Raw genomic sequence first — 13,967 nt, 5'->3', positions numbered from 1 at the left:
AAGAGAGAAGAACAACCATGGCAAAATCCAAAAAATACGTGTATTTCTTCGGCGGCGGAAAAGCTGACGGGAATGAATCCATGAAGGAGCTGCTCGGAGGCAAGGGGGCCAATCTCGCTGAGATGGCAGGCCATCCGAATCTGCGTCTTCCGGTACCCCCGGGCTTCACGATCTCAACGGAAGTGTGCGTGCATTACCTCGCGAACAAGCGAAAGTACCCCAACGAGCTCAAGGCCCAGCTTCAGATCGCGCTCGGCAAGGTCGAGAAACTCATGGGGAAGAAGTTTGGCGACCCGAAGAACCCGCTGCTCGTATCTGTCCGCTCCGGTGCACGGAAGTCAATGCCCGGAATGATGGAAACGGTGCTGAACGTTGGTTTGAGCGAAAAGACTATCAGCGGTCTTGTGGCGCTGACGAAGAACGAACGCTTTGTGTATGATGCCTATCGCCGCCTCATTATGATGTATTCCGACGTAGTGATGGAAAAGGCGGCTGGCATCGAGCCGAAAGACGGCAAAGGGATTCGCAAAGTGCTCGATGAAAGACTCGAACAAGTCAAGCACAGCAAGGGATATAAGATCGACACGGAACTTACGATCGAAGATCTCAAATCGCTGGTCGTGGAGTTCAAAGAGATAATCAAAGCGACACTCGGTAAGCCGTTCCCCGACGATCCGTACGAGCAGCTTTGGGGGGGCGTCGGCGCAGTGTTTTCGAGCTGGAACGGAAAGCGCGCGTTTGAATACCGCCGTATCGAGCGGATCCCCGACGAGTGGGGAACTGCCGTCACGGTGCAGACGATGGTGTTTGGAAACATGGGCGATGATTGCGCCACCGGCGGTGCATTCAGCCGCAACCCGGGTAACGGTGAGAACCAGTTCTACGGTGAGTACCTGATCAACGCACAGGGCGAAGACGTCGTTGCCGGAATCCGGACGCCCGGTCCGATCAATGAGTATTCGAAGAATGATCAGAGCCGCACTCTGCCCACGCTGCACGAGATCATGCCGAAGTTGTACAATGAACTCGATGCGAACAAACGCCGCCTCGAAAAGCACTACAAAGACATGCAGGATATCGAATTCACGATTGAAAAAGGCAGGCTGTTCATGCTGCAATGCCGCGTCGGCAAACGCAATGGAGTCGCCGCTGTTCGCATGGCGACGGACATGGTGAAGGAGAAGCTGATCGATGAGCACACCGCTCTGCTGCGCGTCGCACCGGGCCAGTTGGTAGAGCTCTTGCTGCCGATGCTGGACCCGAAAGTGGAATTGACCACAGCGCCAATTGCAAAAGGGCTGCCCGCAGGTCCTGGCGGAGCGAAGGGCCGTGCAGTGTTTACCTCTGAGGATGCAGTGGCATGGGCGGCACGGGGTGAGAAGGTGATCCTCGTTCGTGAGGAAACCTCTCCGGAAGATGTCGACGGCATGCATAAAGCGCAGGCAATTCTGACGAGCAAAGGAGGCATGACCTCTCACGCAGCGCTCGTGGCTCGTGGCTGGGGCAAGTGCTGCATCGTCGGTTGCAGCGACATCGAAGTCGGTGATGACAAGAAGTCCTTCAAGACGAAGAAGGGAACGGTGATAAAGGAGGGCGAATGGATAAGCCTGAATGGCACCACGGGCGTTGTTTATGAAGGTGGGCTTCCGCTGGTCGATGTGGACATCGAGCACAACAAGTCGTATGCCGATCTGATGAAAATGGTCGACAAGGTTCGCGTGTTGCGCATTCGGACCAACGCTGACACACCGAAGGACAGCGCAAAGGCAATCCAGTTCGGTGCCGAAGGCATCGGCCTCTTCCGGACGGAGCACATGTTCTACGGTGAAGGGAGCGACAAGTCGCTCTTTCTCCTCCGCAAGATGATCATGAGCCGCACGATCGAAGAACGCCGCCGGGCGCTCGATGAACTCTTCCCGTTCGTCAAGAGCGATATCAAGGCGACGTTGGAGGTCATGGACGGACGTCCGGTGACCATCCGTCTGCTCGATCCTCCGTTGCACGAGTTTGTTCCGCACAGCGAGGACAAACTGCAGGCGCTGGCGAAAGAACTCGGCGTGAATATGGCCGAGCTCCACAAGCGTGCGGAATCACTTCGTGAAAACAACCCGATGCTCGGTCATCGCGGCGTTCGTCTCGGAGTCACCTATCCGGAAATCACCGAAATGCAGATTCGGGCTATCCTCGAGGCGGCAGGCGAGCTCGTAAAAGAAGGCAAGAAGGCCAATCCCGAGATCATGGTGCCGGTGACGTGCCACGTGAACGAGTTGAACAACCAGAAAGTCATTGTCGACAGGGTCTACCCTGAAGTCTGTGCGAAGCTCGGTGTGAAGAAAATCCCGTTCCTGTACGGGACGATGATCGAAATCCCCCGTGCAGCGCTGACCGCGAACCGTATGGCGGAGACGGCGGAGTTCTTCAGCTATGGCACGAATGACCTGACGCAGATGGGTTTCGGATTCTCGCGCGATGACATCGGCAGCTTCCTGCCCGATTATCTGAGCGCGAAAATTCTCCCCGTCGATCCGTTCCAGTCAATCGACCAGGAAGGCATCGGCGAGCTGATCAAGATCGGCATCGAACGAGGCCGCTCGACGCGTCCGCACCTGAAAGTCGGTATCTGCGGCGAACATGGTGGCGACCCTGAGAGCGTCAAATTCTGCCATCGTGTCGGCATGGACTACGTCAGTTGCTCACCGTTCCGCGTGCCGATCGCACGTCTCGCCGCTGCGCATGCAGCGCTCGAGTCGAAGAAGGCCGCTGGCGGCAAGAAGGCAGGCAGGAAGTAAGCTTCATGCTTCGATGGAATACTGGTGTGCCCGCCTCAGAGGATTGTCTTCCCGGCAGTCACTGAAGGGGCGGGCGCACAGAGTTAACGATTGTATTTGTCCACACTCATCTTCATTTATTGAGAGAGGCGCAGAGCGATGAAACTCTCTGATTTCAAATATCCTTTGCCGCGTAATCTGATAGCAAAGTTTCCTGCGAAGCCGCGCGATCACTCCCGCGTCATGGTGCTCAACCGTGCCGACGAGTCGATCGATGATCGGAAGTTCTATGAGATCGTGGACCATCTGAACAAAGGGGACTGCCTGGTTGTCAATGAGACCAAAGTGTTCCAGGCGAGGTTGTTTGGGAAGAAGGAGAAGACCAACGCAAAGATCGAAGTGTTCCTTCTGCGTGAGCTGAACGCCGAAGAGAATATCTGGGATGTGATTGTTGATCCCGCGCGAAAGGTGCGCATCGGAAACAAGATCTTTTTTGACAACGGGAAACTCTGGTGTGAAGTTATCGACAATACCACGTCCCGCGGCCGGACTGTCCGGTTCAATCACAAAGGCGACTTCTTCAAGATTATCGAGAGAATAGGCATCACACCGCTTCCGTACTACATCAAGCGCGACGCGTCGGAGAAAGACAAGGATTCATACCAGACAGTGTATGCCAGGGTCCTGGGGGCAGTGGCCGCCCCGACAGCGGGGCTCCATTTCACGAAACAGCTCCTGAAGAAGATCGAGAGCAAAGGAGTCAAGATCGTGCCGGTGCTCCTCCACGTGGGACTCGGTTCATTCAGGGCAGTCGAGGTGGAAGACCTGACCAAGCACAAGATGGACTCGGAGTACTACGAAATTACGCCAGAGGCGGCGCACACAATCAACAAAGTGATCGATTCAAAACACAACGTGTTTGTCGTTGGCACGAGCACGTGTCGGGCGCTCGAATCCAGTGTTACTTCCGACGGTCACCTGAAGCCCTCGAAAGGATGGACGGACAAATTTCTCTTCCCTCCATATGATTTCAAGATCGCCGACAAACTCATCACGAACTTCCACCTCCCAGAGTCGACATTGCTGATGCTCACCAGTGCATTTGCAGGGCACGACTTTGTGATGCGCGCCTACAAACGCGGGATCAAGGATGGGTATCGCTTCTACAGTTATGGCGATGCCATGCTGATTCTGTAACAGTCCGGACCTCACAAATCTCCGGTGTTCCGGAGCGGGCGAAGTCCGCCTCTTTCAACACTATGCCGAAAACAAGGCCAAAAACTTTCGCAATCGTTCCTGCTGCGGGATCGGGAAAGCGTCTCGGCGGATCCGTCAAGAAGCAGTTCCTCGTTCTCCGGGACAAGCCGATCATTGTGCATACGTTGCAGCGTTTTGAGCATTGCACGGACATTGACGAGATCGCGGTCGCAGTGCCGGAACAGTCAATAGCCGAAATGGAGTCGCTGATATCTCGCTACCGCCTGCACAAAGTCAGCATGGTCACTGTCGGCGGCGAGAAGAGGCAGGATTCTGTGTTCAATGCCCTGCGGCGGTTCACTTTCAAACCTACGGATATCGTCCTGGTACACGACGGGGTGAGGCCGTTCATTGAATCGAAACGCATCGGGCAGCTTGTCAGGACCTGCAGGGAACATGAGGCGGCTGTGCTTGCCGTCCAGCCGAAGGACACAATACGGCGGTCACGGGGGGGCGAGTTCTTTGACCAAACACTCGACCGGAATGCCCTGTGGCTTGTCCAGACTCCTCAGGCGTTCAGAGCTGAAGTACTCATGAAAGCGTTCAAGCAGGCGAAGCAAGATCGTTTTTACGGAACAGACGAATCGGGTCTTGTTGAACGAATTGGTGTCAAGGTGAAAATCGTTGAGGGATCATACGATAACATCAAGATAACCACACAGGAAGATATCGATCTTGGTGGTTTGATTCTCGAACGGTGGAAAGCAAAAGGGCTCATGTGAGACCTAAGCAGGAATCGTTCTGAATTTTGTTGCATCTCATTGAGTGACTTCCTACATTTTATAGAGTTCATTTTTGAGAAGAACGAAAGGTCTTGAAGGATGATCAATCTCGCTATCGTCATTCTCCTGAGCTATGTCATAGGCTCCATTCCGACGAGCATTATGCTCTCGAAGTGGAAGCACGGTTTTGACATCCGGACGAAGGGGAGCGGGAATGCCGGTGGCACCAATGTCTTCCGCGTGCTCGGATGGAAATCGGGCGTGCTGGTGATGGCAGTCGACATGGGCAAAGGTGTTATCGCAACCGCATTGATTTCAAGACTTTTCTGGGACCCGACGCTTCCGTTCTACAACAGGACGCCCTTCGATGATTTCACCATCATTCAAATGATCTGTGGTGGCGCTGCGATCGTCGGTCACATATGGACGATATTCGCAGGCTTCAAGGGTGGAAAAGGAATCGCGACCGGTGCAGGAATGCTGATCGGCGTCGCGCCTACCGAAGCCGCAATCTCTATCGGGGTTTTCTTTCTCGTATTCCTGGTCTATAAGTACGTTTCTTTGGGCTCCATTGCCGCTGCTGTCGCATTTCCGCTCTCGTTGTTTGTGCGGCACAACATCTTTGGTGACGAGATCCAGAGTTACAGGACGTTGATTGTTTTCAGCCTGTCCGTTGCCAGCCTGTTGCTGTATTCGCACCGCCACAATATTAAGCGTTTGATAGACGGGACCGAGAAGAAGATCACAAGCTTCACTCGGAAGAAGGTTCGGGAAACCAGTTCCCAGCTGTAGACCCTTTACAGTAATCGGTCTCATCGGCCTTGAGCCGTCCCAGGAACGTAGCACACCGGAAGAGCATCCATCTTGATGAAAATCACTGTCCTCGGAGCAGGTAGTTGGGGCACTACCCTTGCCTTGGTATTGCACGGCAACGGCCACGAGGTCACGCTCTGGTGCTATACGCATGAACAGGCCGAGCTCATGCGTGAGAAGCATGAAAACCCCGAGTTCCTCCCCGGTGTTCCCCTTCCCCCCAATCTGAAGTACTCGAGCGACATCGAATCGGCCTCTGTGCGACGGGACATGATTGTGATGGCAGTCCCTTCTCAATACCTCCGTTCGGTGATCCAGAGGATCGCTCATCTCGACCTTGAACAGACGGCGATCTGTAACGTGGCCAAAGGAATTGAAAACTCAACGCTGATGACGATGTCCGAAGTGCTCATCGACGTTCTCAAACACGAGAGGAAGGAGAACCTCGCAATCCTCTCCGGCCCAAGTCACGCAGAAGAAGTTTCCAGGCAGATCCCTACGGCAGTCGTGGCTTCGTCGTTCAAGGAGAAGACCTCGAAAATCGTTCAGGATGCCTTCACCACGAACTATTTCCGCGTGTATGTCAATGATGACATCAGGGGTGTCGAGTTGGGAGGATCACTCAAAAATGTGATCGCGGTCGCTGCCGGCATCAGCGACGGAGCTGGATTTGGCGACAACACCAAGGCCGCAATCATGACGCGCGGAATCTATGAGATCACACGCTTGGGCGTGAAGCTCGGAGCGCAGGCGAGGACGTTTGCCGGTCTCTCGGGGATGGGGGACCTCATCGTTACGTGCATGAGCCACCATAGCCGTAATCGGTATCTCGGGGAACAGCTGGGAAAAGGTCGCAAGCTGAAAGAAGTTCTCGCTGAAATGGTTATGGTTGCCGAAGGCGTTGCCACAGCTAGGTCTGTTCGCGATCTTGAGAAGAAGTACGATATCGACCTCCCCATCATGACCGAGGTTCACAAGGTTCTCTTTGAGGACAAAGATCCACAGAAAGCTACAATTGACTTGATGACCCGCCATGCGAAAGGGGAATAAAGGTCCAGAGATTTGTCATTCCTGAAACAAACTGCTCTCACCCCTCCACGTTTTCATTCCCTCCGAACGACCGAATCCGCTCTTTGACCCCTGAATCCGCCTTCCTTGCTTCTCGCGGTCCATTTCTGTAAATTCACCAGGAAATCGATCCCTGAAGCCGACAAAATTGGTGAACCTGTGCTCGAAGTTGTTGCGACCTTCGTCGTAAGCTATCTCGTTGGTTCCATCCCGGTCGGCCAATTGATCGTCCGTAGGAAGGCAGACGTAGATATTCTCGAATCGGGCAGCGGACGATCTGGCGGGTTCAACGCCTTCGTTGTCACCAAATCAAAGTATATCGGTATCCTCGTTGGCGCTTTGGATGCTCTCAAGGGGTTCCTTGTCGTTCTTGCGGCTGGTGTCGTGTTTCCGCAATCGCTCCTGCACGACTGCGTTTCTTTATTTGGAGTTATCACCGGTCACAACTATCCGGTCTGGACGAAGTTCAGGGGGGGGAGAGGGCTCTCGACCGCCGCTGGCGGCATGTTCATCCTCGGTTTCAGCTATACGATTGTCTGGTGCATGATTTGGTTTCTGACGAAAGTTGGTCTCAAACGCGACATACTTGTCTCGAACATCACCGCGATCATGCTGACGCCCCCGGTTCTCTGGCTGCTTCCATGGGATATGATTCGCGGGCTTCTTGTCGGGCAATTCGATCAATGGACGTTTCTCTTTTTTTCCTGCACACTGAGTATGGTACTGCTCCTGAGCCACATCGATGCCATGACCGAAATCTGGAAAGGCTCAGAGACGGAGCACACGAATGACTCCACACCTCAATCATAACGTTCTTGGATTTCCATGAAGAAGAACTTCCTCGTACTCTCGTTCGTGTTGGTGATTCCCCTGGCGATTGGAATCGGAATCGGCTACACGATAAAGCCCTCTTCCGCTGCTTCCCGGGAGACGGACGCGGCATTTGACGCTGCCTTTCCGACGACAGTCCGCGTTCAGGACAAGTCAGGCAGCGAGCAGGATCAGCTCGGAGGCTCACGCAGGAACGCCATCACGCGCGCCATCGCGAAGGTGAGTCCGGCGACCGTCGGTATCAACGTGACGGAAGTCCACGAGCAGCAAGTCGATCCATTCCTGAGACAGTTCTTCGGCAATGATCCGTTTTTCCGGCAGTTCGTCAATCCCCAGCCATACAAAGTTCAGAACCTCGGCTCAGGAGTCATTATCTCACCGGACGGCTATATTGTTACAAACTACCATGTTGCCGGAAACGCCAAGGAAATCACCGTGACGTTTGTCGGCGGGAAGAAATTGAAGGCCAAACTCGTCGGTGCCGATCCGGTGAGCGACATCGCGCTCCTGAAGGTTGAAGGCACCGATCTTGCGTTCGCCAACCTCGGCACCTCTGATGACATCGTCATCGGCGAGTGGGCGATTGCGCTTGGCAACCCTTTCGGATTGTTCGAGATCAATGACAAGCCGACTGTCACTGTGGGAGTCATCAGTTCCGTTGGCATGAATCTTGGCAGGCAGGGCAATGCCGTGTACCGGGATATGATCGAAACCGATGCCGCTATCAACGGAGGTAACAGCGGCGGACCGCTCGTAAACAGCAATGGCGATGTCGTGGGCATCAACACGCTCATCTTCACGGGCGGCGTGAGCCAGGCATTTGTTGGTTATGGATTCGCCATCCCCGTAAACAAGGTCAAGAAAATCGTGGCCGATCTTCGGAAAAAGGGGCAGGTCACGCGCGATATCTACACCGGGTTCGAAGCGCAGGAAGTGGATGCCCGCGTCGCACGGTATTTCGGGATGACCGAAGTCAAAGGAATTATCGTGAGCGACGTGGCAAAAGGAGGGCCGGCGGAAAAGACCGATCTCCGCGTAGGAGATATTATCCTGGAGACAAACGGGATGAAGGTCAACAACGCGGACGATTTCTCTTCAATCCTTTCTGACGCCAGCGCGGGGGACATGTTGAAGCTCAAGGTTTTCCGCGAAAAGAAGATGATTACTCTCGATCTGAAATTGACAAAGAAACCATAGACCAAAGGCCGAACGTGATAGCACGCTACACCCGCCCGGAAATGGGCACGTTGTGGGAAGATGAGAACAGGTTCCGTATCTGGCTCGAGATCGAGGTCCTGGCATGCGAGGCTCAGGCTGAACTTGGGGTGGTTCCGAGAGAAGCTGTTGGTGTGATACGGTCGAAGGCGAATTTCAATGTCCAGAAGGTTCTTCAGATCGAGGAAGAAGTCAAGCACGACGTCATCGCGTTCCTCACAAATGTCGGTGAGTATGTCGGACCCGAATCGAGGTATATCCATCTGGGTATGACGTCGTCGGACGTGCTGGATACTGCGTTGGCCGTTCAGATGACGCAATCGGCTGACCTGATCCTCCAGGACCTGGAATCGCTCAAAACAGTTCTGGCGCGGCGGGCGAAAGAGTTCAAGACCACGCTGATGATCGGACGAACGCATGGAATCCACGCTGAACCGACAACATTCGGGCTCAAACTGGCTCTTTGGTATGCGGAGACAGTCCGGAACATCGAGCGGATGAAGCGCGCGCGCGAAGCCGTTGCCGTCGGGCAGATTTCGGGAGCTGTGGGCACTTATGCGCATCTGGATCCGTCCGTTGAGCGGCACGTGTGCGCGAAACTTGGCCTGAAGCCGGCTCCTATTTCGACGCAGGTTCTCCAGCGTGACCGGCACGCTGAGTTCATGAATACGCTGGCGTTGTGCGGAAGCTCGCTCGAAAAATTCGCCACCGAAATCCGCCACCTCCAGAAAACCGAAGTGCTGGAAGCAGAGGAGTTTTTCTCGAAAGGGCAGAAGGGCTCCTCGGCGATGCCGCACAAGAGGAACCCGATTACGTGTGAGCGCGTCGCCGGTCTGTCACGCGTCCTTCGCGGCAACGCCGTGGCGGCGCTCGAAAACGTTGCGCTCTGGCACGAGCGGGACATCACCCATTCGTCGGTGGAACGGGTCATTGTCCCCGACAGCTGCATTCTGCTGGACTACATGCTTGTCCAGTTCACCAAGATCGTAGACCAGTTGCTCGTCTATCCCGAGAACATGAAGGCCAATCTCGAAAGAACGCATGGCCTCATATTTTCGCAGGAAGCGCTGCTGGCCATGACGAAGGCGGGCATGAAGCGGGAGGATGCGTACCGCATCGTGCAGGAAGAAGCGATGAAGGTCTGGAAGAACAAACAGAGCTTTCGGAGCCTTCTCGAAGAACGGGAAGATGTGCGGAAATTCGTTTCGAGCGAGGAATTGGACCGGCTCTTCGATCCAACGCGGTGTCTCAAGAATGTTGATTACATATTTCACCAGGTAGGACTAGAATGAAAGCGGAGCTATCCAATGTCTAAGACTTTTCAGAACTATATCGACGGGAAGTGGGTCGACGCAAAATCCGGCAAGACATTTGAAAATCGCAATCCAGCGAACTGGGACGAGTTGGTTGGAACGTTTCCGTTGTCGGGCAAGGAAGAAGTCGACGCAGCTGTGAAAGCGGCGCGTCGGGCATTTGAATCGTGGCGGCTGGTGCCTGCCCCCAAGCGCGGTGATATCCTCAAAAAGGTGGGTGATATCATGACGGCCCGGAAGGATGAGATCGCAAAACAGATGACGCGGGAAATGGGGAAAGTCCTTCTCGAGACACGCGGCGACGTACAGGAAGGTATCGACACGGCGTATTACGCTGCGTCGGAAGGACGACGACTCTTCGGCCATACCGTGCCCTCTGAATTGCCCAACAAGTTCAATATGGCGATGCGTGTGCCCGTCGGCGTGGCTGCAATCATCACTCCCTGGAATTTTCCGATGGCGATCCCGACGTGGAAGATCTTTCCGGCCCTCGTCTGCGGCAATACGGTTGTCTTCAAAGCTGCCTCCGATACGCCTGCCACGGCGACAACGCTCGTGGAAATCCTCCTCGAAGCCGGCGTCCCGCCTGGTGTCATCAACATCGTCCATGGCGGCGGGTCGGAAGTTGGCCTTGCGCTCGTTGAGCATCCAGACGTGGACCTGGTAAGCTTTACGGGGTCAACGAGCGTTGGAAAGAAGATCTCTGAAATCGCCAGCAAGACGCTGAAACGGGTATCTCTCGAGCTCGGAGGCAAGAATGCCCAGATCGTGATGGACGACGCAAACCTGGACCTCGCGCTCGAAGGGGTGCTGTGGGGAGCATTCGGCACTACCGGTCAGCGCTGCACAGCGACGAGCCGCCTGATCATTCACGAAACAGTGTACGACAAATTCGTATCCATGGTGGTGGACCACGCGAAGAAACTGCGTGTCGGCGATGGGTTGAAGGACAATGTCGATGTTGGCCCATGTGTCAACAAGAAGCAGCGCGAAACAGTCGATCAATACGTGAAGATCGGCACAGGCGAAGGCGCCAAACTCCTTTGCGGCGGCAAGGCGGCCCAGGGCGATGGCCTTGCCGGGGGATGGTTCTACGAACCGACTGTGCTCGGCGACGTGAAGCCTGCTATGCGCGTTGCCAAAGAGGAGATCTTTGGGCCCGTGCTCTCGGTGATCAAGGTGAAATCTCTCTCCGAGGCAATCGAAGTGTCGAACAACACTTCGTACGGTCTTTCCTCCTCGATCTATACGCAAAACATCAACAACGCATACATGGCAATCCGGGACATCAAGGCCGGTATCACTTATGTGAACAGCCCGACGATCGGCGCAGAAGCGCACATGCCGTTCGGAGGCGTCAAGGAGACCGGCAACGGTCACCGCGAGGGGGGCTGGACTGTGTACGAGTTCTTCAGCGAATGGAAGACTGTGTACGTTGACTACAGCGGAACGCTCCAGCGGGCACAGATCGACAACGTAGAGAAGTAGCACATGAGCGGTCGTCCATACATCCTTTCGATGTACGAGCACCAGGAGTTCTTCTGAATTCTTGTGGGGATCGATGCGTCAACTCACGACAACCACAACCGAACAGAACCCCATGGTGATATATGATGGACACATTGACTGCGAATCCTGAACGGGCAGTGACCGGGAATCAGGCTGCCGCACCGGAACAAGCCGACTCCATGCTGAACGAGGAAAAGCCTACGACCAGGAACCCGATTAAAGTATCTCCGAACGAAGTTCACACCACTCTGGCGAAACACATGCTGGTCGATGGCTTCGATCTCATCGTCGATCTCAAGCGAAGCCAGGGATCCTATCTCTTCGATTCGAGATACAACAAGCGATACCTCGATTTCTTCACGTTCTTCGCTTCCGGTTCGGTGGGATTGAACCATCCGAAACTCACGTCACCGGAATTCCTGGAGAAACTCGGCTACATCGCAGTGAACAAGGTGTCGAATTCGGATGCCTATACGGTCGAGATGGCCGAGTTCGTGGAGACGTTCGGACGGATCGCGAAGCCCGACTATCTTCCGTATCTCTTTTTTGTCGACGGAGGGGCTCTCGCCGTCGAGAATGCGCTCAAGACCGCGTTCGACTGGAAGGTTCGCAAAAACTTCATCAAAGGATACACAGAGGAACGCGGCCGCCAGGTAATTCATTTCCGCAGAGCCTTCCATGGCCGCAGCGGCTATACGCTCTCGCTCACCAACACAGATCCGACGAAGACCAACTACTTCCCAAAATTCCGCTGGCCCCGCATCCACAACCCGGTGATCGAATTCCCGCTGAACAAGGAACACCTCGCTCATGTCCACAAGGCGGAGGCTGTTGCGATCCAGCAGATCAAGCAGGCGATCATCAACAATCCCGACGATATCGCGGCGATGATCATCGAGCCGATTCAGTGCGAAGGGGGAGACAATCACTTCAGGAAGGAGTTCTTCGTTCAGCTCCGGACAATTTGTGACGAGAGTGACATCCTCCTCGTTTTCGATGAAGTGCAGACGGGGATGGGCATCACAGGAAAAATGTGGGCGCACGAGTATTTCGTGAAGCCCGACCTGATGTCGTTCGGCAAGAAGACGCAGATTTGCGGCTTCATGTGCAGCAAGCGGATTGATGACGTTCTCGAAAATGTTTTTCACAAGCCAAGCAGGATCAATTCCACATTCGGCGGAAACCTGGTCGATATGGTCCGTTTTCAGCGAATCCTGGAGATCATTCACGAGGAGAAGCTGGTGCAGAACTCCTTCGACGTGGGAACCCACCTTATCGGGAAACTGGAAGCTCTGCAGCAGGAATTCCCCGGATTGGTGTCGAATGCCCGTGGCCGCGGTCTCCTCTGCGCGATCGATCTCGATGAAGCTCAAAACAGAGATCAGCTCCGTGCCAAGGCCTACGAGGAGGGGCTCATCCTCATCGGATGCGGCGATCGGTCAATTCGATTCCGGCCGCCATTGAACGTTTCAAAGAAGGAAATCGACGATGGACTTCACATCATCCATCAGGCGCTGATTGAGATCAATCAGGGTAATTGAGGCACTCAGGAACTTTCGAAGGCGGTGTCGTGGAAACCAACCTACCAGAATCAACAAACGGGCTCTCTCTGAATGCCGCGATAGTGAGAGATCTCCTTACGAAGTTCTTGCGTGATGAAACAAAGAACGCCGGATTCCACCGGGGAGTCATCGGACTCTCCGGCGGAGTCGACTCCGCCGTCAGCACCTTTCTCACGGCTGAAGCATTGGGAAACGAGAACACCATGGCTGTGTTGATGCCATACCGTTCAAGCAGCTCGAAGAGCGTCGAAGACGCACGGACCGTGATTGACAAGCTGGGAATCCGGTCCGAGACTATTGATATTTCGGCGATGGTCGATGCGTATTGTGAGGCCTGGAAGGTGACAGACAGGGTCCGCCGGGGAAACGTGATGGCGCGCATGCGCATGATCGCTCTCTACGATATTTCGGCCAGGGAAGGTGCACTCGTCATCGGCACGAGCAATAAGACGGAAATCATGGTTGGATACGGGACTCTCTTCGGTGATACCGCTTCAGCCATCAATCCTCTCGGCGATTTGTACAAGACGCAGGTGTGGCAGCTCGCCGGCGAACTTGGTGTTCCGCAGAACATCGTGGAGAAGACCCCCACGGCGGATTTGTGGGAGGGGCAATCGGATGAAGACGAACTCGGGTGCAGCTATGCGCAACTCGATTCGCTGTTGTTCCGTCTCGTTGATGAACGGCGGAATGATGAGGAGCTTCAGAAACTGGGATTCGCCCCCGATTTTGTCGGTCGTGTGAAGGGAATGATCCGGAAGAATCAATTCAAGCGCAGGCCGCCCGTGATTGCAAAAGTTTCGTATCGGACGGTGAATGTTGATTTCAGGTACGCTCGCGATTGGGGAATCTAGGCCTTCCGAAGGTCCCTTCTGTCTGTCCCGCTCTTTCGAAGGGCTCCACGGTAGC

General features: G+C 54.7%; 11 protein-coding genes. All 11 read left to right on the top strand.

Annotated elements, in window-relative coordinates:
* Positions 1 to 17: 17 nt before the first annotated feature.
* The 11 genes from ppdK (at position 18) to NTU47_09150 (ending at position 13,912) form a co-directional block, all read left to right on the top strand.
* Complete coding sequence (gene ppdK, locus NTU47_09200; GenBank protein ID MCX6133973.1) at positions 18 to 2,789, top strand: pyruvate, phosphate dikinase; 2,772 nt, start codon at positions 18 to 20, stop codon at positions 2,787 to 2,789.
* 138 nt (positions 2,790 to 2,927) lie between these two features.
* Positions 2,928 to 3,965 carry a tRNA preQ1(34) S-adenosylmethionine ribosyltransferase-isomerase QueA gene (gene queA, locus NTU47_09195; protein MCX6133972.1) on the top strand — a complete coding sequence of 346 codons (1,038 nt, stop codon included), beginning with the start codon at positions 2,928 to 2,930 and terminating at the stop codon, positions 3,963 to 3,965.
* A gap of 62 nt (positions 3,966 to 4,027) precedes the next feature.
* The gene (ispD, locus tag NTU47_09190) at positions 4,028 to 4,747 is read left to right on the top strand and encodes a 2-C-methyl-D-erythritol 4-phosphate cytidylyltransferase (GenBank protein ID MCX6133971.1); all 720 of its coding nucleotides are present in this window, start codon (positions 4,028 to 4,030) and stop codon (positions 4,745 to 4,747) included.
* A 99-nt stretch (positions 4,748 to 4,846) separates the two neighbouring features.
* On the top strand, positions 4,847 to 5,539 hold the full coding sequence (gene plsY / locus NTU47_09185; GenBank protein ID MCX6133970.1) for a glycerol-3-phosphate 1-O-acyltransferase PlsY: 693 nt from the start codon (positions 4,847 to 4,849) through the stop codon (positions 5,537 to 5,539).
* Between the two features lie 75 nt (positions 5,540 to 5,614).
* On the top strand, positions 5,615 to 6,610 hold the full coding sequence (locus NTU47_09180; GenBank protein ID MCX6133969.1) for an NAD(P)H-dependent glycerol-3-phosphate dehydrogenase: 996 nt from the start codon (positions 5,615 to 5,617) through the stop codon (positions 6,608 to 6,610).
* 177 nt (positions 6,611 to 6,787) lie between these two features.
* Positions 6,788 to 7,438 (top strand): glycerol-3-phosphate acyltransferase, encoded by a 651-nt coding sequence (locus NTU47_09175; GenBank protein ID MCX6133968.1) that lies wholly within the window; start codon positions 6,788 to 6,790, stop codon positions 7,436 to 7,438.
* A 15-nt stretch (positions 7,439 to 7,453) separates the two neighbouring features.
* The gene (locus NTU47_09170) at positions 7,454 to 8,656 is read left to right on the top strand and encodes a trypsin-like peptidase domain-containing protein (protein MCX6133967.1); all 1,203 of its coding nucleotides are present in this window, start codon (positions 7,454 to 7,456) and stop codon (positions 8,654 to 8,656) included.
* Between the two features lie 14 nt (positions 8,657 to 8,670).
* Positions 8,671 to 9,966, top strand: coding sequence for an adenylosuccinate lyase (purB, locus tag NTU47_09165; GenBank protein ID MCX6133966.1), 1,296 nt, complete (start codon positions 8,671 to 8,673; stop codon positions 9,964 to 9,966).
* A gap of 15 nt (positions 9,967 to 9,981) precedes the next feature.
* Entirely contained in the window at positions 9,982 to 11,475 is a 1,494-nt protein-coding gene (locus tag NTU47_09160; protein MCX6133965.1) for an aldehyde dehydrogenase family protein, read from the top strand.
* A gap of 125 nt (positions 11,476 to 11,600) precedes the next feature.
* Complete coding sequence (gene lat, locus NTU47_09155) at positions 11,601 to 13,037, top strand: L-lysine 6-transaminase (protein ID MCX6133964.1); 1,437 nt, start codon at positions 11,601 to 11,603, stop codon at positions 13,035 to 13,037.
* Positions 13,038 to 13,066: 29 nt separating this feature from the next.
* The gene (locus tag NTU47_09150; protein ID MCX6133963.1) at positions 13,067 to 13,912 is read left to right on the top strand and encodes an NAD+ synthase; all 846 of its coding nucleotides are present in this window, start codon (positions 13,067 to 13,069) and stop codon (positions 13,910 to 13,912) included.
* Positions 13,913 to 13,967: the final 55 nt, after the last annotated feature.

This window comes from Ignavibacteriales bacterium (assembly GCA_026390595.1).
Lineage (GTDB): Bacteria > Bacteroidota > Ignavibacteria > UBA10030 > UBA10030 > UBA9647.
This window is presented reverse-complemented; position numbering and strand designations above follow the sequence as displayed.